Source organism: Leptospira yanagawae serovar Saopaulo str. Sao Paulo = ATCC 700523 (assembly GCF_000332475.2).
Taxonomy (GTDB): domain Bacteria; phylum Spirochaetota; class Leptospiria; order Leptospirales; family Leptospiraceae; genus Leptospira_A; species Leptospira_A yanagawae.
Window position 1 is genome coordinate 38,091 of sequence record NZ_AOGX02000016.1, and the last position, 18,463, is coordinate 56,553.

Sequence of the window (18,463 nt, forward strand, 5' to 3'; positions counted from 1 at the left end):
AGACTACTAAATTAGAATTACGATTTGTTGTAGTTATTGTTACCGTTTTGTACTTTTGTGAAGATCATCTTCCCTGCAGCAGTTTGGATGATACTTGTCACAACCACTCGCACATCTTTGCCAACCAAATGTCCGCCGTTTTCGATCACAACCATTGTTCCGTCTTCGAGGTAACCAATCCCTTGGTTTTCGTCCTTTCCTTCTTTGATCACAGAAATTTGAAACTCTTCGCCAGGAAGAACCACTGGTTTCAATGCATTGGCAAGATTATTCAAATTCAATACACGGACACCTTGTAGTTCCGCCACTTTGTTGAGGTTGAAGTCATTGGTAACAACCGCGCCACCAGTATCACGAGCAAGTTTCACTAATTTTGCATCCACTTCTCTTGTGTCTGAATAATCTGTATAAGTGATTTTGACTTCGATGGAACCTTTTCTTTGTAATTTGTTCAGCATCTCAAGACCACGACGTCCACGTGCCCGTTTGATTGGGTCGGAAGAATCGGAAATCAATTGGATTTCGCGTAACACAAAATTAGGAAGGATGAGTGGACCATCGAGGAAATGTGTATCCGCAATGTCTAAAATACGACCATCGATCACAACCGAAGTGTCCAAAATTTTGTCTTTGATTTGGGAATTCCCTGCTTCTAAACCTGGAATGGAAAAACTAGAACCAGGTGCTCCACTTCCTCCACCAAAAATGGACAATCCAGGTTTTTTGGAAAACGCCACTCCCATTTTGATCCCAGTTAGAAAAAAGAGAACCGCTATGAAAATGGAAACTGATTTGTATCCATAATCGTTTAGTAAACTCACTGGGAATGCAGAAATCGAAAGTCCCAAAAGGGCACCAACGCTTGCACATAGAACAACATCCGCTTTGATTTCTGGGAATAGTTTTCTCTCACCGAGAATCAACACCAAAGAATAAAGCAAAACGACACCGGCAAGAATCCCCGCCAAAACGATGTTTTGCGATTCGGAATGTATAAAGAAAAACGATACCGAAGCGACGAGAATCGTCCCTAAGGTTGAAAGTAAGTGTTTCATAACTCAATCCTTATAAAAGAGTTTGAGCAAAAACGGAAGTTTATTCTAAATCTAGATCATCATCCAGGTCTTTTGGAGGTGGTGGAGGTGTTATGCCTTGCACTGAAGCTGCTAACACATCTGAAACGATGTTTCCTGCTTCTTCTTGGGGTACACCCTTGCTCAGTGCAATTTCCATCTTTACTAAATTATAGGCGCTTTCATAGAGCTTTCTCTCCATAATAGAGAGTTCTTTGCCATAGGCACGTCTGTAAAGATTACGGCAAACATCAGCCACTTCGAAAATAGAACCAGATTTGATCTTGTTCATATTGTTCTGGTAACGGACTTTCCAGTCCTCTTCCGTGTCGACCTCATCCTTTTTTAGGAGAGTGAGAACTTTTTTGATCTCTTTTTTATCAATGATCGACCGGATACCCACATCAATTGCTCGGTCCACTGGGATCGAGACCTTCATTTTGGAACCTTGAATTTCCAAGCTGTAACAGTCTTTTTTCTTTCCCAGAATGAGTTTCTTTGCAACTTCTGTGACTTCACCTACTCCATGGATCGGGTATACAACGTAGTCCCCCACCTTGAATTTAGGCTCTTTAGTTTTTTCGTTTAGTTTTTTTGTAGCCAAGTAAGTATAATAACTTCCGTAAATACTCTTGCCCTTCAGTATACCTGAAAAATGGCCAATGTCAAGGAAGTTGGCAAAAATAGTTCAGAATCGAATGGTTTTTACTTGGGCATCACTCAAATTAGGGAGTTTGCTCTTCACGGAGTCCAAAGTTTCCTTCGCATCTTCTAAGCGGTAATAATACCCAGCAAATAATTTCCCTGTGGATGTCCGAAAGATCCGTCCTCGCAATTGGGGATGAGACTCAAGCAATTGTTTGCCGACGGAAACAGCTTCTTCCGGTGAAAAATCTCCAATTTGGACCATGTAGTTGATTTGGTCATTTTTTGGCGGAAATTTCAGAGTTGCTGGGAATGGAGAAGGATCCTGGGTTTGGGGACTTGTGCTCGCTTCCAAGGGTCTCGACTCTTCCGTCCGCGGTGTTTCTGTTAATTTTGCATGGGATTCTGATTTTGTCCCAACATTGGAAAAGGAAGTTTCAGCATTTTCTTTGAACTTACTTTCCTTTTGTCCCAATTGGATGCCCACGACCAAACCAGAAGTAAAGAGAAGGATTCCACCGATGAGAAGGATGAATGCAGATTTAGGTTTGGCAGTGCTACCCAAAGTTGGAGATGGATTGGATGCATAGGAATAGGTGGGAACCTCACCGTCAAAGGGTCGGCCTGACCTTAGCTTTCTGGAATAATCTATATTTTGCATGGGCGTTCCGATTTCTATCTTACTACAATTGTCGGAGTGGAACTGCAAAAAATAGACTGGTTTTTTTAAAGGGAACAAAGGGATCTCTTGGTGAACTTACAAAAAGAAAACGAAATGGGATTACGTGGAGATTTGTCACTTGTAACTGCAGTCTTTTTCCCATATATTGAAAATCTCCAATGAATTGTCCTCTTTGTGACAGTACTTCGATACCCTTTTACCAAAATCGATTTCGATCCTATTTGGTATGCCAAAGTTGTGATGCCATTTTTATGGACCAACAATTTTGGCCGACCCCTGAATGTGAGAAAAAACGCTACTTAGAACATAACAATGATATATACGATACCGGTTACCAAAACTTCCTTAAACCCATCGTCGAAAAAATTTTACAAAACCAAACCATCGGTGATAAGGGATTGGATTTTGGAGCAGGACCCGGTCCCGTTGTCCAATACCTTTTAAAGCAAAATGGTCATTCAATTTCATTGTACGATCCTTATTTCCATCCTTACCAAGAACTCTTAAAAGAAACATACGATTATATCGTGCTCACTGAAGTTGTGGAACACTTCCATTCACCAAAAAAAGAATTCCAAGTGTTGTCCTCAATGTTACAACCAAAAGGTAGGTTGTATATACTAACCCATCCTTATGATGACAGCATCAATTTTGAAAAGTGGTATTATAAAAATGACCAAACACATACTTTTTTTTATACAAAAAAATCCTTTGTTTGGATTAAAGAAACCTATGGGTTTCAAAATCTGATGATAGAAAATCGGATGATTATTTTAGAGAAATAAACTGCATTGAATCTTTATCAAATTCCGAACCCAACACGTTGAAAAAATGATTCATTAAAATTATAAGTTAATTGTTTAGAGTTTAGAAATGTTATGAAATTAACATTATCAGTTCTTTTATTTTTTTGTGTTCAGGGTTTGCCAACTTAATCTGTTGTACTAAATATTGAGCTCTTTCTTTATCCCCCAATAATCGACAAACATCTGCCAAATGTATCAAATTGCGAATGTTGTTTGGCTGACGTAACCTTACCCTTTCACTTAATTCCTGTGATTCCTCCAAAAAAGAAGGGGATTTAAAAATCGAATACAATCGTTTGTACAAAACAGAGGTATGGAACATCCAACTTGTATCGGAAGGGAAATTTTCTAAAGCCAAACTCGCATATTCCATCGCCTTTAAAAGATTCTCTTCTTTTTCATAGAGTTTCGTGATGTATTTTAATTCAGTGATGGAAACATCCAAAAGTGAATCATAGGATAATAATAAATCCAATGCCCTGGAGTATTCCTTCTTTCGGATCAACTTTTTCGCTTCCTTCCAATGTTGGCCTGGTTTGGAATCGGGACTCAAGTTGTATTCAAGTGAGATTAAACTCAAATCATCTGAATACTTTCCTTTTGATTCTAATACGTTTATTAAAGTTTTGAAATTACCATCTGATTCTTCTATGCATTCTAAAATCAAGTTTTGGTTTTCATTGATGTCGCGATACTTTCCTGAATCGGAGATCACCAAGTCATCCTTTCCATCAGAACCACAAAAAATTTTATCACCTTGTTTCATTTGGAAAACAGAGATAAAACGATTCATTGGGACTTCCATCACACCCAATTTATAATAATGGATGTCTTCTTCAATGAAACTTGCTCTTCCATCCCTATACAGTACCAACCATGGGTGTTCTAAATTGATGAAATACAGAGTTCCTGTTGATTCTTCGAGTAACCCAATGACCGCCGAAACAAGCATTGCCCCATCAAAGGTTTCAAAAATTTTTTGTAGGTCTAAATACGAATCGTGTAACCATCTTTCTGGAGATCGATTTGAAGAAACAGGATCCATTTTGGAACGGATGATGATTGAGTTATAAACGGCACCAAGTACGATTGCTCCCCCTGCTCCCTGGATTGATTTTCCCATAGCATCCCCATTGATGAATGCCTTGTAACGTTTTCCTTGTAAAATCAGATTGTAAACGGAAAGGTAATCCCCACCTAACTGATATTCCTTGTTTCTAAAATGAAACTTTTTATATTGGTTTAAAATTGTTTCAATGGTGACAGCATTTCCATCCACTTCTTTACCCAAAAGTGGTTCAAAAAGAAGTGAAGTAAGAAAATAATCTCCGTCTTGTTGGGTTTTCAAAACCTGAATTTCTTCTGCTGTCTTTGTGATTTCTTCATTTTTTTTAATCACTCGTAAATGATTCAGAAAGGAATGGAAACGATACCTTTCTATGATTAACCCACTAAAAATTCCAAGTAAATAACTTAGGATTAAATTTTGCATGGAATAAGAAGCAGAAGGTGTATCGAGGTTTGGTTTATAAATCAATACTGATAAAACAAAAATGAGAATTGAGATAGGATAATAAATGAATAAGGTTTTCCTTGGCAGTGGCAAAAAGGACAAAACAACCACAACCATTTGGTAACCAGAAACATATGGTGCGTCGTCAGCAATCCTACCTGTATAATAAGCTGCTGTGAAAAGCAGGTATCCATACACAACATAACCCCAGACCAATCCTTCCAGTTTTGACTTTGTTTGTTTTGAATGATTGATGAGGATGAAAAAAATATAACTGATACAAAGAAGGGAAAAACCAATTCGATAGTAAAAAAGTTCCGGGAATTCAGGATGCAGTTTTGCATCCGTATCAAATGCAAAACCAAGTAAGGCTACGCTCCCAATCAAACTGCCTGGAAATTGGATGATGCGAGCATGCCGATCCAGTTCTTGGCAATATTCAGATTGGTAGAGTTTACGTTCCGGGATTAAATCTAAAAACTTGGATAAAATGGCCCGAAAGTTCTGAAACACGATAGTGCATTAGACGAAAAAACCCGCTCGAAGGCGGGTTCTTTCATTCACTCCTTTCTAATATTTCTTAGAAAAAAGTTTTTACCGGTGTGTCAGATGTTGGCGCAATCCGTGAGATGATATCTCCGAACGAAAATGCAAACAGAAGTGCAAGGAATGCAAATGCCGAGAGGAAAATCACTCGGTTTAGCATATTGTCATACTTCAAATGCATAAAGTAAGCCAATACAAAAAATGCCTTTCCAGTTGCAACGGCCATGGCCACAATCATATTCCATTTCCCAAGATCGTATTGAGCAACCCAAACTGTGACAAAGGTTCCAAAGAATAGTGCAAGTAACACAAACACGTAAGTTTTAATAGAAATTACATGGTGTTCGTGCTCTTCTTCTTCTTCCCCGTCTTCCACCCACATAGAAGCAGAAGCGTGGTCCTCTTTATGGTCTTCATCACCCAATACAAATTTTAACAGTTTATTGTCTTTGTTTTCAGATGTGAATTTAGCAAATCGATTTGTTTGGAAAAATTGACCAAACCAGTTTACAATAAATCCTACTATGGTTGCTGTTGCAATCCCAGGAGCAAAGATTCCAAACCCTAAAACAGGTGTAAAAACAGCTACGAGTGCAATGAAGTATAGTCCGTAATTGATTACGTATTCCATTTTAAATTCCCTTTTATCCTACCAAGTATAGAAGTGGGAAGAGGTAAATCCATACCAAGTCCACTACGTGCCAAAATAGACCCACACCTTCTACAGGAGTGTAGTATTCAGGTCCTACTTTTCTTCTTAATGTTTTGATGAAAATCCAGAAGATGAGAAGTGCACCGGCCACAACGTGGATCCCGTGAAGTCCTGTCATTACAAAGTAAAAACCATAAAACATTTCCCATTTTGGTTGGGAAATCACAGCTTTCAGGCGAGTGACTTCCTCTGCACTTACATGGTTTTTCTCAAGTTCAGCAGGGTTTTTGAGGAGAGAAGCAATTTTTGATTCACATTCTGCTCGTTTCCCACCAGCGCCACAAGAAGGGTCAACTAACGAGAATTTGCCTGGAACTGTTCCAACGTGGAACTTGTGGCTGTATTCGAAGTATTTGATGACCATAAAGGCCCCGGCACAAGCGATTGTGAGTGCAAGCATAATAGCTGCAATTTTATGGAGACCACGTTGCACATAATTGATGGCAGCAGCCATTGTGAAGGAACTGACAAGGAGCACCACTGTGTTCACAGCACCCATCTTCCAATCCAAAGTTTCAGAACCGTTTTTGAAAACAGTTGGATACAAAGAATGGTAGATGAGGTAACCTACGAATAGGCCACCGAACATCAGGATCTCAGTGCAAAGGAATAACCAAATTCCTTGTTTGGAAGAGGCATACTGGTGTTCTGCACTCTTAAAATGGTGTTGGTGTTGAAATTCACTTGAAGAACTAACGGAAGTCATATGGCCCTGCAGTTACTGTTGGAGTATTGATAAAGTTTTCGTGAGGAGGAGGCGAAGATGTTTGCCATTCGAGTGTTTTTGCACCCCAAGGGTTGTCAGTAGCCTTTTCCCCTTTAAAAATCCCATGGATGATGGTGATAAGTCCTACTAAGAAACCAAGTCCAATGAGCCAAGACCCAACGGTTGAAATTTGGTTTAAGTTTGTGTATTCAGGAAGGTAATCGAAGTAACGTCTAGGCATTCCCATCGCACCGAGTACGAATTGTGGGAAAAAAGTTACGTTAAAACCAGTGAAGATGAGAACCCAAGAAATACGTCCACCTAGGTCAGAAGTCATCCTTCCAAACATCTTAGGGAACCAGTAAAGGATTCCACCCATAAGAGCCATAAGTGTTCCCCCTACCATTACGTAGTGGAAGTGAGCTACAACAAAGTATGTGTCATGGAAGTGAACGTCCATACCAGTGGATGCAAGGAATACTCCTGTCAAACCACCTATCGTAAAGAGGAACATAAAACCAAGTGCGAAGAGCATAGGCGCTTCGAAACTGACTGTTCCGCGGTACATAGTGGAGATCCAGTTGAAGAGTTTGATGGCAGTTGGAACCCCAACAAACATGGTGATGATGGAGAAAACAATCCCAGCGATTGTAGATTGTCCAGAAACAAACATATGGTGTCCCCAAACAAGAAAGGAAACTGCCGCAATCGCTACTGATGAATAAGCAATCGCACGGTAACCAAAAATTGTTTTTTTGGAGAACGCAGTGATGAGTTCAGAAATCACACCCATTGCAGGGAGAATCATGATGTAAACAGCAGGGTGAGAGTAGAACCAGAAGAAGTGTTGGAAAAGGACTGGGTCTCCGCCGAGGTCTGGATCAAAAATTCCTACACCTAGAGTTTTTTCAGCTCCAATGAGGAGGAGAGTGATCGCAAGGATTGGTGTGGCAAGGATTTGGATGATGGAAGTGGAATAAAGAGCCCAAATCATCAGTGGGATCCTGTCCATTGTCATTCCCGGTGCTCGTAGTTTATGGGTGGTGACGATGAAGTTTAGTCCCGTTAAGATGGAAGAAAAACCCATAGTGAAGGCACCCAAAACAAGTAAAATCACCCCATTGGATGTTTTTGCTGTCGAGTAAGGAGTGTAAAAAGTCCATCCTGTGTCAACTTGGTTGAAAATCATGGAAGAAGCAGCAATCGCAGCTCCTGCAATGAAGATGTAGTAGGACGCAAGGTTCAGCCTAGGGAAGGCAACGTCTTTTGCTCCGAGTTGGATCGGAAGGACAAAGTTTCCAAGGAAAGCAGGAATTCCAGGAATGATCACCATGAATACCATGATGGCACCATGGAAGGTCATAAACTTGTTGTAAGTATCTGGATCAAGTAATGGTTCTGCACCAAATTTCGCTAAGTGCAGACGGATTCCCAATGCAAAGAAACCACCAATCAAGAAAAGGGTAGCAACCGTTGCAAAGTACATAAGTCCAATGCGTTTGTGGTCTAGAGTGGTCATCCAAGACCAGATTCCAGATCCGTGGTTCAGATAGTTATGGTCTGTGTGACCATGTTCGGTTTTTGTATGTGCTGAACTCATCTCTCTTCCTTATTTAATGGATTTGATATATTCAATTAGGTTGGCAACGTCTTCATCAGACAATTGGCCTTGGAATAACGGCATGGCAGGTGGATAGGTTTCCACAATTTTTGCAGTCGAAACAAGGATAGACTCACGCAGATAATTTTCATCTGCTTTTGCTTTGGTTCCATCCGCAAATTTACGTTCTGATCCAAAAAGACCTTTCATCGTAGGTCCAACAACTCTTGATCCATCGATGGAGTGGCAAGAAGCACAGGCTTTTTGCGCAAACAAAGTTTTTCCCAAATCAGCAGGGGTATCCGCACCTTTTTTCTCAGCATGGTACCAAGCCGCATATTCTTCAGAAGGAATCGCTTTGATTTTGATCATCATGCCAGAGTGTTTGGTTCCACAGTATTCTGTACAGAAAACGATGTATTCCCCTGGTTGTTTTGGCTCAAACCAAAGTTGTGTGAGTTTGCCTGGAACCGCATCTTGTTTGGTTCTAAACGCTGGCACATAAAAACTATGGATGACATCTTTTGAAGTCAGAATGAGTTTTGTTGCTTTTCCAGCAGGAACGATCATAGGATCGTTTCCAGAACTATAAAACTCTTTTCCGTTCGCATAACGGTACGTCCATGCCCACTGTTCTGCAGTGACATGAATTTCTGCCGCAATGTCTTCCGGTGGGGTTCTCAGTTTTTCAAAAATGACCATACCCCAATAAAAAATTCCCATCATGATGACGAGAGGGATAAAGGACCAAAGGAACTCTGCAAAATTATTGTGAGTAATGTATGCGGATTTCTGGTCTATACTTGTACGTTTGAACTTGATGAGGAACCATGTCATTCCACCTATCAAGATGACAAACGAAACAAGGCTTGCTATGATCAGAAACGCATAGAGAAGATCGACTTCTTTTGCAATTTCAGTGGCCTGAATAGGCATGAACGAGGTCGCTGGAATGAGACTGCTCCAAGACATCTATGTGACTCCTTGACGGTTGTTATTTGTTATTTTTCGCCAGTTTATGTATAAAAACGCACCGAGAAGGAGTAAGGTGACCGCCCCCCCGAATTGCATCATCCTGTATGCGTATATCGTATATTTATTTTTTCTTGGATCAAATTGAAAGCAAAATAAAGCAAACTTGTCCACAAAACTCCCAATCTTACCAGAAGATGCCTCAAGGAAGGCAAATTTTAAATCCCTTGGTTCGAGTTGGATGCCTTGGAAGATCCGAGACACTCTTCCATCTGGAGTCAAAACATAAACACCACTTGCGTGGATGTATTGTTTCGCTTCACCGTCCCAAGCATATCGAAAATCCAATTGTTTGGTGAGGGTATCAATGGATTCCTGTGAGCCTGTCAGCAAATGCAGACCCTTATCCGCACCTTCTCTTCCGTAATCCTTTAAATACGCACCTTTTTTGGGGAATGATATGGATTCGTTTTCTTTCGGGTCAATGGATACCGCAATGTATTGGTATTCTTTGCCAAGTGACCAATCCATATCCTTTAAACTTTTGAAAACACCATTGAGGTGAAAGTTACAAAGGGTGGGGCATTTGAAGTAAACAGGAGAAAGCAGGACTGGTTTCCCTTGGGAGAGGTAATCAGAAAAGAGAACTTCTTTGCCAAATTCATCTCGGAAGGGGATGCCTAGTTGCAGTGTTTTGCCAGTGACATCCGAAAATCCAATGTTTTCCAATTCTTTTGGTAGTTTGTTTTCCCTAGTGAGATTGGAATGAGGGTCATACGCAGACAAAGACTCCAATGCCAACACGAAACAGAAACAAGTGAAAATGCGGATGTTCACGTAATTTGGTTGTTACCCTATTTGGACTGAACGCTTTTGTTTTCCATTCCTGGGTTTTCCGGTGTGCCCGGATGAACGAAGGAAATGTACGCGAAGAAAAGAATGTTGAGTGCAAGTGTGACAAGGAAAGTCCAATAGCCACCCTTATTGTAAAGGTCTGTGTTTTGCATAATCTTACCTGATATAGTCTATACGAAAAACTGCTCTTTTTATCCAACAATTTTTAAAAGATGCAAGATTAATTTTATTTTCCCCAAACTCAGATCACAAAACCTGGAGGAAACAGATAGACGTATGACACTCAAACGTTTTTACACCATCCTTTCCGCTATGATCCTCCTCAACCTTCTGTATGGCCCACTTGTTCGAGCCACAGATTCAGGACTCGCATGCCCTGATTGGCCTTTGTGTCATGGGAAGTTTGTGCCAGAGTTCACCTTCCAGATCTTTATGGAAGTAGGACATCGGTATTACTCAGGGATTTTAGGAATCCTTGTGGGAATTGGTTTTGTTTGGATTTTAAAAAATCCAGAGACTCGAAAATCGTTAGGAATTCCGGCGTCCCTATCCCTAGTTTTTCTCATCTCTCAAGTCATCCTCGGTGGTTTGACAGTGACAAAACTTCTCCACCCAACGACTGTTAACTTACACTTACTCAATGCTGTATTGTTATTATCTACTTGTGTCACCATTCGTTTGTCACTGGCAGAAGACTCAATCGGTACAAATTTCGAATGGAAGCGTGTTGGTAAGTATTATTTTGTTATCGTTCTTATTGCCGTATTGTACCAATTATTTTTGGGAGGGAAGGTAAGTTCCCATTACGCTGGCCTTGCATGTCCCGATTTTCCCACATGCCATGGTGAATGGTTTCCAGAAATGGTTGGGACCATCCGATTCCATATGGAACATAGACTTTTTGGTTATCTCACTGCCCTACTTGTCTTGTCTTTATCAGCATATGCAATCCTTACCTTACAAAACAAAAAGGTAAAACAATACTTAAAAATTGCTGCCTACTTAATTTCCTTCCAAATCTTTTTGGGAGCGATGAATGTATTGTACCACTTACCAAAACTCATTACCGGCCTACATACCTTAAATGGAGTATTGGTATTTTTATTTTGTTACATGGCTGCTTTTTATCATTTTCGAACAAACAAAAAAGAGGCCCTTTAATGTTCCGATTGTGGAACCAACTTACCAAACCTAGGGTCACAGTACTCGTACTTGCAACTGTTTTGCCAGGGATGTATCTGGGAACGACTGGATACCCCAGTTTGTATGCGATCTCCATCACTTTGTTTGGAACGTACCTAATGAGTTCCGCATCTTTTATCCTCAACCAATACATTGAGAGAGAAAGAGATGCCGTGATGTATAGAACCAAACAAAGGCCAATCCCTGCCGGAGAAATTTCACCTACAAAAGCACTGGTACTTGGAATTGTTGTTACGATTCTTGCCTTCGTAATCTTAACTTATTTTATCAACCTATTAACGGCTGTTTGTGCCTTATCCGCACTGCTCCTCTATGTATTTTTATACACCATTTGGTTAAAACCTAGAACCGAACAAAATATTGTGATTGGTGGAATCTCTGGTTGCATCGGTCCCCTCATTGGGTATGCAGCCATGGCCAATACACTTCCCGTTCAGGCTTGGATCATGTTCCTAATGATTTTCCTTTGGACACCTGCCCATTTCTGGGCCCTTGCCATTTTCTTAAAGGATGATTATGAATTTGCAGGAATTCCAATGATGCCTGTGGTTTCTGGAATCCAAAAAACCGTGAACCAAATATTTCTGTATGCCTTCGCTTATTCATTGTCTGTGATTGGATTTTATTTTGTAGATGACCGGATGGGGTATTTGTTTTTACTTTCTGCCATTGTATTAACAATTCTCATCCTTACCTTTGCTTACCGATTAAAACTGTCTATGGACAAGGTGCTTGCGAAACGGTTTTTCTTTTTTAGTATTTTACACTTATTCCTCGTGAGTATCGCCATCGTCATTGATTCTAAAATTTAGGTTTTTTGATTGATTTGGGTGGAAGGATCTGTTTTCCTTTTGCCCATGAGTGTACTAACGCGATATTTCTCCCCATCTGATTTAGAAGAAATCAAATCTGCTGTCGGTGAAGCAGAGTCCAAAACAGCAGCAGAAATTGTCCCCTTTTTTGCAGAGTCTTCCCACCATTATCGGGAATGGGCTTGGTTTGGTGCTTTTTTAATGGGAGGCCTAACAGGCATTAGTTTCTATACTGCCCAAAAAACATATGGATTGGTCTGGGGAAATGAATCCATGTTTGCCGTGCTCTCTGTTTGGGCAGGAGCTGTAGTTGGATTGGGATTATTTTTTTTGTTTCCAAAATTACGAATCCTACTCGTTCCCAAAAACTCTAAACAGTACTTTGTTGAGTTACGAGCGAAAGAAGCCTTTTTAGATGAAGAAGTCTTTCGCACCAAAAATCGTACGGGTATCTTAATTTATATCTCTCTCTTCGAACATTTTGTTCGTGTTTACCCTGACAAAGAAATTGCAAGGGTTGTACCCAAATCAGAATGGAATGAAGCAGTGAGGTTAATCATTGAAGGAATGAAATCGGGTAAAAAAAAGCAAGGGATCGTTGCAAGTATCCTTTTCTGTGGAGACCTTCTGAAAAAGTACAATATCCACGCTGAAAAGGATGATAAAAATGAAATCTCAAATGAAATTCGTGATGGTGGGAAATTGATGTGATGGAATCCAAATCGCCAAAACAAGTTTCAAAATTTTTGCGAACCTTTTCGATCCTGAGCTTTCTTTTGGTGTCCTTTACCAGTGTACAGGTTTCTATTTTTGGTTATCCCGTACCTAAATTAGATCGAAGGGTGATGGACCATGCAGGAATTTTATCCCCAAATACAGTCAACCAAATCGAAACAAACCTAAAACAATTTGAAGCAGAAACGAGCAATCAAATTGCCGTGTATACCACTCCTAGTTTGCATGACGAAGTGATTGAAGACGTGGCAATTGAAATCTTCGACGAATGGAAGTTAGGTCAAAAATCCAAAAACAATGGTGTTTTACTCATTATCGCACCTGCCGAACGGAAAATGAGAATCCTTGTGGGTCGAGGACTCGAAGGTGCTTTGACGGATGTGCAAGCAAAACAAATCATCAGAAATGAACTCACCCCCCGTTTTAAAGAGAAAGATTATGATGGAGGGGTGACGGCAGGTGTGAATGCCATTATGGCCACAATACGCGGAGAATATGCTCCTTCAGAAGACGATGTTCAAACCTCAGGTCGTGATAGTGCGGGAGATGTGATCCCTTCTGGAATTGTTGGTGGGATCTTCACATTGATTTCTCTATTCATTCCTTCTTTTGGTGGAGTGATCTTTACCATCATAGGACTCCTTGTCATTTTACCACTTTTGACCTTTCTCTTTGGTGGCACAATGGGACTCATCGCGGCCATCATCCTCTTTGTCCTTATCATGTTCCTCAGAAGGAAATTAGGTCATGGACTTGGCGGTGGAGGTGGATCCGATAGCGGCGGTGGGTATTATGGAGGGTGGTCTTCCGGCAGTGACTCTTGGTCTTCGAGTGATTCCAGTGATAGCTGGTCAGGTGGTGGGGGGGACTCTGCTGGAGGTGGTGCCTCAGGAGACTGGTAACACCCGCTAGGTGATTGTGGGGATCGCTTGGTAAAGAGTCAATCGATTCCCAAGCGGCAGTTGGTCAATTCTTTTGGAAATGGATGAACGAATCAATTCCAAAGAATGAACTTGTTCAAAAGAGAATTTGATATCCAATCGGTTAGATCAAACCACTTCAATCAATAAAAGAGTTGAATCATCCTTCCAAACAGTTTTATTCATTTTTTGGTATAACATAGATTGGATGGAAGGGATGACTTCATCAAAGGGCAAACCGTTTGTGCTCTGGATGGTGCGGAGTAATTCATCCCAAGCTTGCATTCCATCCGCTTCATTTAACTCCTCGAAGAGTCCATCTGTAAATAAAAAGATCCTATCTCCAGATACAACTTTTGTTTCAAAAATACCATACCGATAATGTTCTAAAATTCCTATGATGGGACCAGTATTTTCTAAAATCATTGGTTCCGAATTTTTTTTCAAGATGATTTGGTTTTGTACGCCACCCCCCGCATAACGTAGGATACTTTGGTGGAAATCAAAATCCATCACAAGTGCAGGAAAATAAATTTGCAGATCTGCATTTTTATCATAAAAATGTTGGTTCATGTAAAACAATAAATCGTTTGGACGCATAGCCACTGCCGACACCCTTTCAAATTCTGATTGGATCATCATGGAATACAAAGCTGCTTGTAATCCATGCCCCGTGGCATCTCCCAAAAAGAAGCGATAGTAAAAATCTTGGATCCTTTTGACAAAAAAGATATCACCACCCACATCAGCTGTTGGTTTGTACAAAATGTCCACTTTCAGATACGGTTCCATCTCTGGAACCTTTGTGACACTGTGGATGATGGACTTGGCGAGTTTCATGTCCTTGGTGATTTGATCTAATTTACTTTGTAATTCGATTGTTTTTTCTTTGACCCTTGTCTCCAATCTTTCATTTAGAATTGTAATTTGGTTTTGAACCTTTTGAAGGGTTTGATTTTTTTCGGAAAGTTCAATGGCGAGGTTCTCTGCTTCCACAAATCCTTTTGAAAAATTCCGAGCAATATAGATGGATTGCACGAAAAACATCATAAAAATTCCAAAATGGATGGTGAGAGGTGAATTGATGAGTAAGTTATTCACCAAGATATCGTTTACAAAACTTGCCACAAACACGAGGAAACTAAATAAGAAGATAACAGAACCTGGTAATTTGTCGCGAATGGCTCTCGTCAAAACGATTACCGCATACAAGGCTCCAAATAAGGTAAATATTTGGAAGGGGATCATCAAATAGGTGTAAAACGATGATCTTGTTACAAACACGATAAAACAAAACGAAAACCCTACATACTTTAAAAGTTCATACACCCTTCTTGAAAAATAGGGTTTAAACAAAAGATATACATACCGCGCAAAAATAGGTGTGATAAAGAAAAAACTTAAATAACTGAGTTTTAGGTGAATTTCCCAAGGTAAATCTGGAACCAATTGCACAAGGTATTTATTCCCCGTAATGAACACCCGTAAGGCGACAAGGATACAAGTGAGTGCAAACCAATAGGTAAATGGATCTTTTTTACGATTCCAATATAGAAAAATATGATACATTCCCATAAACAGAATACTTCCCACAAGTAACATATCACGTAGGATTTCAAATTCGTATTGTTTATGGATCTGTGAAGTACGACCTAAGGTAATGACCTGGGCAGGCCCGCCTTTTCGATGGTGGTAATTGGAAATTTGTAATAAAAATGATGTTTGGTTTTCATTTGGAATAAAATCAATGATTTGAGGTCGGTATTCTGGAATTCCAGTTTGGTAAGAAGTAGAAACAGTTCCATTAGAAACTAATTTTTCTCCATCAACAAACAAATTATAGGCGGTTTCCATTTCAGGAACTTTAATGGAAAGCGGAATCCCTTTTAGTCCATGCACGAATTCTAAATGAAAAGTTGCATACCCATCACCTGCTAAAAAACCTTTTTCCAAAAAGGAATTTGTCCAAACTCCTGGAACTGTAAAATAATGTGGTTCGCGAATGGATTTGATTTCGGGAAGATCTTTTGGTAAAAACAAAAGACCCGGATAATATTCCCAATCTCCAACCAATTGGATGGTATTTTTAGAATTTTTTAAATATAGATCGGCCGTTAGGTGGCCTTTTTTAGCAACGGGTGGTACTTCTGTCACAGAACATGACAAAAGTACCAAACTCCAAAGGAAACAAGTCCAACGGAGATACAGTTTCACAGATTCCCGTTTTCCTCTAGAGACGGTTGGCGATCGGAATGTACTTTCTTTGGTTTTCGCCCACATATATTTGTTTTGGACGAACTTTTGAGAAATCTCCCTTCATCCTTTGTTCTCTCCAATGGGCAAGCCAACCTGGAAGCCTTCCGATCACTTGCATGACAGAGAACATATTTTTGGGAATTCCCAATGTATGGAAGACCAAACCGGAGTAGTATTCTAAGTTTGGATAAAGAAGATTTTCCATAAAATAAGAATCATTCCAAACTACTTCATCAATTTGCAACGCAATGTCTTCGACAGCACTGAGTTTTCGGCCTTTGTAAAATTCTTTGATGATCTCACGTGCCACCTGTGCTCTTGGACTTACCACATCATATGCCTTTTGTCCAAATCCATTGGTTCTGATGGTGAGTCCTCCTCGTTTGAATCTTTCAAAATAATCTTTCACAGGAGTTTTTGTTTTGATGATGTCTTCGATAAGACCAATCGCAGCTGTTGGCCTTCCCCCTTCCCTTGCCCCCCATTGTGCCATGATCCCGGCTGAAATGGATGCAAATAAATTTGCTTGGGTTGAGCCAACCACTTGTACGGCAGTATTGGATACATTTTGTTCGTGATCTGCATGTAAGATCCACATTTGGTTTAGGATACGATCAAATTCCTCTGGAACATTGTAATTGTCCGCAGGCAGTTTGTGCATCATGTATAAAAAGTTCGTACAATATGGATTTTTATCGAGTGGGTAAACAAAGGGATGACCCACAGCGTGTTTGTAAGTGAACGCAGCGATGGTGCGAATTTTTGCGAGTAATCTCGCAATTAGGTCAACACCCATATCTAACTTTTCTTCATACTCTTCTAAATAATAACTAGATAATGATGTTACCATCACTGATAGAACTGCAAGGGGATTTGCCACACCAGGGAAACCATCAAAAAGATTTAACATATCTTCGTGGATCATGGAGTGTTTTGAGAGGCGACCTGAAAAATCACTTAACTCTTGTTTTGTGGGAAGATTACCATAAATTAATAAAAAAGAAGTTTCAACAAAAGTAGATTGGTATGCAAGTTCTTTAAGATCGTATCCACGATACGTAAGTTCTCCTTTTTCAGGATCACGTCTGGAAACTTTTGATAAACCAAGGGCAGTATTAAACAGTCCAGGGTCAACAGTGACAAGCCCTGTTTTTCGATAAAAATCAGTAAGGTCGATACCTTCCTTTCCATCAGTACCAGTGATTACTGGAAGTTTGTATGTTTTGCCTTTGATGTGGATTTCCACTTCACTCATGAAAAGACCTCTCTCCCTCCTATCTTATCAAACGTAAGTTAGGAATCTAGAAGAATTTACACTTGGGCGAGCGCAGAATGAAGAGAATCGTGGATGAGAACAAAATCAGTAAGACCCACAATGTCCATCACCTTGCGGAAGTGGGTATTGAGTCCGGCAAATTCAATTTTGCCTTGGTTCTCAGAGGATTTTGTGATGAGGCTGATGAGAGTAGCAATGCCTGCTGAGTTGATGTACGAGGTTTCCGAAAAATTGAGGATCACACGTGAGCGTTTGTCCTGAGGGATCGATTCGTAGGACTCCACAATTTCTTCTTCCGCTTCGGATGTGATTTCACCAGAAATATGGATCACAGGGAGGTTTCCCCCGTTTTCAAATCCCAATCGAATCTTAAACTCTTCCATCATTAGCCTCCAGGGAATTCCACTGAGAACGCGGGTCAACAAAAATTAGGTTTTCGATTTTCTTTCTTCTTTTGTCATCCTACCAAAGGGTTGTTTGCACTTACGGCAAACAAAATAAACATCGGTTGGTGTAGCAGATATCCCGACAAGGCCCATGGCAATCATCCCCCATGTAGAATACTTCACAACCTTACGAGCGTTCTCATCTTCCCGAGTGGTTCCACAATCACAAGTGGGTCGGTCAGCTTTTTTAATGATTTGGTTCATAAAGGAAGGGTTTCGGTTCCGCCAAAAAAACGGAACCGAAAATAGGCAATTTAATTTTTAGAAAGGTACTCTACGTATTTTGCAAGGATGCTGATGTTTTCATCACCTAAATGGCCATACGCTACCATTGGAGATCCTTTGATCCCTTGTTTCAAAGTTTTAGTGATACCAGCAACTGTGTTTCCATTTTTCCATTCGGAAGCAGGAGATTTATAGTTTCTAGGTTTTGGATTGAGAGCAGCTGCAGCAGCACCGTCACCAGCTCCTTTTTCGCCGTGGCAAGAAGAACAATTTTGAAGGTACAATTCTTCCCCTTTTGCAATGTCAGGATCGGCACTAGAACTAGATTCCTGAACAGCAGGTGTTTCTTCTTTTGGTTTGGAGTCGCCACAAGCCACCATCACAAATGCGAAGGAGACAGCGAGTAGAGAGACTAATACTTTTTTTGAGTTCATTTCTTACTCCGAGATAAGGATGGCTCCAGTCTCCTACCCTTCTCAT

At 40.3% G+C, this 18,463-nt stretch carries 19 protein-coding genes; 5 read left to right on the forward strand and 14 right to left on the reverse strand.

The window, feature by feature from the left end:
- Positions 1-17: 17 nt before the first annotated feature.
- From LEP1GSC202_RS10145 to LEP1GSC202_RS10155, 3 genes are all read right to left on the reverse strand, one after another.
- The gene (locus LEP1GSC202_RS10145) at positions 18-1,055 is read right to left on the reverse strand and encodes a PIN/TRAM domain-containing protein (protein ID WP_015677678.1); all 1,038 of its coding nucleotides are present in this window, start codon (positions 1,053-1,055) and stop codon (positions 18-20) included.
- 40 nt (positions 1,056-1,095) lie between these two features.
- Entirely contained in the window at positions 1,096-1,677 is a 582-nt protein-coding gene (locus LEP1GSC202_RS10150) for a CarD family transcriptional regulator (protein ID WP_015677672.1), read from the reverse strand.
- 84 nt (positions 1,678-1,761) lie between these two features.
- Positions 1,762-2,379, reverse strand: coding sequence for a hypothetical protein (locus tag LEP1GSC202_RS10155; RefSeq protein ID WP_015677719.1), 618 nt, complete (start codon positions 2,377-2,379; stop codon positions 1,762-1,764).
- A 272-nt stretch (positions 2,380-2,651) separates the two neighbouring features.
- Between LEP1GSC202_RS10155 and LEP1GSC202_RS10160 the strand changes: the two genes are divergently transcribed.
- The gene (locus LEP1GSC202_RS10160) at positions 2,652-3,185 is read left to right on the forward strand and encodes a class I SAM-dependent methyltransferase (RefSeq protein ID WP_039928828.1); all 534 of its coding nucleotides are present in this window, start codon (positions 2,652-2,654) and stop codon (positions 3,183-3,185) included.
- A 91-nt stretch (positions 3,186-3,276) separates the two neighbouring features.
- Here the strand turns inward: LEP1GSC202_RS10160 and LEP1GSC202_RS10165 are convergent, their stop codons facing one another.
- The 6 genes from LEP1GSC202_RS10165 to LEP1GSC202_RS10190 all read right to left on the reverse strand — a co-directional run bounded on the left by LEP1GSC202_RS10165 (position 3,277) and on the right by LEP1GSC202_RS10190 (position 10,092).
- Complete coding sequence (locus tag LEP1GSC202_RS10165) at positions 3,277-5,232, reverse strand: PP2C family protein-serine/threonine phosphatase (protein WP_015677655.1); 1,956 nt, start codon at positions 5,230-5,232, stop codon at positions 3,277-3,279.
- Positions 5,233-5,299: 67 nt separating this feature from the next.
- Positions 5,300-5,896 (reverse strand): cytochrome C oxidase subunit IV family protein, encoded by a 597-nt coding sequence (locus LEP1GSC202_RS10170; protein WP_015677766.1) that lies wholly within the window; start codon positions 5,894-5,896, stop codon positions 5,300-5,302.
- 13 nt (positions 5,897-5,909) lie between these two features.
- Positions 5,910-6,683 carry a cytochrome c oxidase subunit 3 family protein gene (locus LEP1GSC202_RS10175; protein WP_015677770.1) on the reverse strand — a complete coding sequence of 258 codons (774 nt, stop codon included), beginning with the start codon at positions 6,681-6,683 and terminating at the stop codon, positions 5,910-5,912.
- A complete protein-coding gene (locus LEP1GSC202_RS10180) occupies positions 6,670-8,283 on the reverse strand; it encodes a cytochrome c oxidase subunit I (protein ID WP_015677695.1) in 1,614 nt (537 codons plus the stop codon). The genes LEP1GSC202_RS10175 and LEP1GSC202_RS10180 overlap by 14 nt, the downstream gene beginning before the upstream one ends.
- A gap of 9 nt (positions 8,284-8,292) precedes the next feature.
- Positions 8,293-9,255 carry a cytochrome c oxidase subunit II gene (gene coxB, locus LEP1GSC202_RS10185; RefSeq protein WP_015677781.1) on the reverse strand — a complete coding sequence of 321 codons (963 nt, stop codon included), beginning with the start codon at positions 9,253-9,255 and terminating at the stop codon, positions 8,293-8,295.
- The gene (locus LEP1GSC202_RS10190) at positions 9,256-10,092 is read right to left on the reverse strand and encodes an SCO family protein (RefSeq protein WP_015677667.1); all 837 of its coding nucleotides are present in this window, start codon (positions 10,090-10,092) and stop codon (positions 9,256-9,258) included. It abuts the gene before it with no gap.
- Positions 10,093-10,386: 294 nt separating this feature from the next.
- Here LEP1GSC202_RS10190 and LEP1GSC202_RS10195 point away from each other — a divergent pair, with 294 nt between their 5' ends.
- Genes LEP1GSC202_RS10195 through LEP1GSC202_RS10210 form a run of 4 tightly spaced genes read left to right on the forward strand, consistent with a single transcriptional unit; the run spans position 10,387 to position 13,762 of the window.
- The gene (locus tag LEP1GSC202_RS10195) at positions 10,387-11,271 is read left to right on the forward strand and encodes a COX15/CtaA family protein (RefSeq protein WP_015677673.1); all 885 of its coding nucleotides are present in this window, start codon (positions 10,387-10,389) and stop codon (positions 11,269-11,271) included.
- Positions 11,271-12,125 (forward strand): heme o synthase, encoded by an 855-nt coding sequence (locus LEP1GSC202_RS10200; protein WP_015677707.1) that lies wholly within the window; start codon positions 11,271-11,273, stop codon positions 12,123-12,125. The genes LEP1GSC202_RS10195 and LEP1GSC202_RS10200 overlap by 1 nt, the downstream gene beginning before the upstream one ends.
- Before the next feature lie 45 nt (positions 12,126-12,170).
- On the forward strand, positions 12,171-12,836 hold the full coding sequence (locus tag LEP1GSC202_RS10205) for a TPM domain-containing protein (protein ID WP_167321709.1): 666 nt from the start codon (positions 12,171-12,173) through the stop codon (positions 12,834-12,836).
- Positions 12,836-13,762, forward strand: a complete 927-nt coding sequence (locus tag LEP1GSC202_RS10210) for a TPM domain-containing protein (protein WP_015677644.1) — start codon at positions 12,836-12,838, stop codon at positions 13,760-13,762. Before LEP1GSC202_RS10205 ends, LEP1GSC202_RS10210 begins: the two co-directional genes overlap by 1 nt.
- Positions 13,763-13,909: 147 nt before the next feature.
- Here LEP1GSC202_RS10210 and LEP1GSC202_RS10215 read toward each other — a convergent pair whose 3' ends face one another.
- The 5 genes from LEP1GSC202_RS10215 to LEP1GSC202_RS10235 are packed head-to-tail and all read right to left on the reverse strand — an operon-like array spanning position 13,910 to position 18,417.
- Positions 13,910-15,994: a SpoIIE family protein phosphatase gene (locus LEP1GSC202_RS10215; RefSeq protein WP_015677811.1), complete on the reverse strand. Its 2,085-nt coding sequence runs from the start codon at positions 15,992-15,994 to the stop codon at positions 13,910-13,912.
- 16 nt (positions 15,995-16,010) lie between these two features.
- Entirely contained in the window at positions 16,011-17,291 is a 1,281-nt protein-coding gene (locus tag LEP1GSC202_RS10220; protein WP_015677669.1) for a citrate/2-methylcitrate synthase, read from the reverse strand.
- Positions 17,292-17,347: 56 nt separating this feature from the next.
- Positions 17,348-17,698 carry an STAS domain-containing protein gene (locus LEP1GSC202_RS10225; RefSeq protein ID WP_039928787.1) on the reverse strand — a complete coding sequence of 117 codons (351 nt, stop codon included), beginning with the start codon at positions 17,696-17,698 and terminating at the stop codon, positions 17,348-17,350.
- Between the two features lie 42 nt (positions 17,699-17,740).
- Positions 17,741-17,962, reverse strand: coding sequence for a hypothetical protein (locus LEP1GSC202_RS10230; RefSeq protein WP_015677639.1), 222 nt, complete (start codon positions 17,960-17,962; stop codon positions 17,741-17,743).
- Positions 17,963-18,012: 50 nt separating this feature from the next.
- Positions 18,013-18,417, reverse strand: a complete 405-nt coding sequence (locus LEP1GSC202_RS10235) for a c-type cytochrome (RefSeq protein WP_015677714.1) — start codon at positions 18,415-18,417, stop codon at positions 18,013-18,015.
- Positions 18,418-18,463 lie beyond the last annotated feature (46 nt).

Coding starts and splice junctions, on each gene's coding strand:
- LEP1GSC202_RS10170 (WP_015677766.1), bottom strand. CDS start 5,896: ATGGAATACGTAATCAATTACGGACTATACTTCATTGCACTCGTAGCT.
- LEP1GSC202_RS10225 (WP_039928787.1), bottom strand. CDS start 17,698: ATGATGGAAGAGTTTAAGATTCGATTGGGATTTGAAAACGGGGGAAAC.
- LEP1GSC202_RS10210 (WP_015677644.1), top strand. CDS start 12,836: ATGGAATCCAAATCGCCAAAACAAGTTTCAAAATTTTTGCGAACCTTT.
- LEP1GSC202_RS10160 (WP_039928828.1), top strand. CDS start 2,652: ATGGACCAACAATTTTGGCCGACCCCTGAATGTGAGAAAAAACGCTAC.
- LEP1GSC202_RS10175 (WP_015677770.1), bottom strand. CDS start 6,683: ATGACTTCCGTTAGTTCTTCAAGTGAATTTCAACACCAACACCATTTT.
- LEP1GSC202_RS10155 (WP_015677719.1), bottom strand. CDS start 2,379: ATGCAAAATATAGATTATTCCAGAAAGCTAAGGTCAGGCCGACCCTTT.
- LEP1GSC202_RS10230 (WP_015677639.1), bottom strand. CDS start 17,962: ATGAACCAAATCATTAAAAAAGCTGACCGACCCACTTGTGATTGTGGA.
- coxB (WP_015677781.1), bottom strand. CDS start 9,255: ATGTCTTGGAGCAGTCTCATTCCAGCGACCTCGTTCATGCCTATTCAG.
- LEP1GSC202_RS10145 (WP_015677678.1), bottom strand. CDS start 1,055: ATGAAACACTTACTTTCAACCTTAGGGACGATTCTCGTCGCTTCGGTA.
- LEP1GSC202_RS10195 (WP_015677673.1), top strand. CDS start 10,387: ATGACACTCAAACGTTTTTACACCATCCTTTCCGCTATGATCCTCCTC.
- LEP1GSC202_RS10205 (WP_167321709.1), top strand. CDS start 12,171: ATGAGTGTACTAACGCGATATTTCTCCCCATCTGATTTAGAAGAAATC.
- LEP1GSC202_RS10235 (WP_015677714.1), bottom strand. CDS start 18,417: ATGAACTCAAAAAAAGTATTAGTCTCTCTACTCGCTGTCTCCTTCGCA.
- LEP1GSC202_RS10200 (WP_015677707.1), top strand. CDS start 11,271: ATGTTCCGATTGTGGAACCAACTTACCAAACCTAGGGTCACAGTACTC.
- LEP1GSC202_RS10220 (WP_015677669.1), bottom strand. CDS start 17,291: ATGAGTGAAGTGGAAATCCACATCAAAGGCAAAACATACAAACTTCCA.
- LEP1GSC202_RS10180 (WP_015677695.1), bottom strand. CDS start 8,283: ATGAGTTCAGCACATACAAAAACCGAACATGGTCACACAGACCATAAC.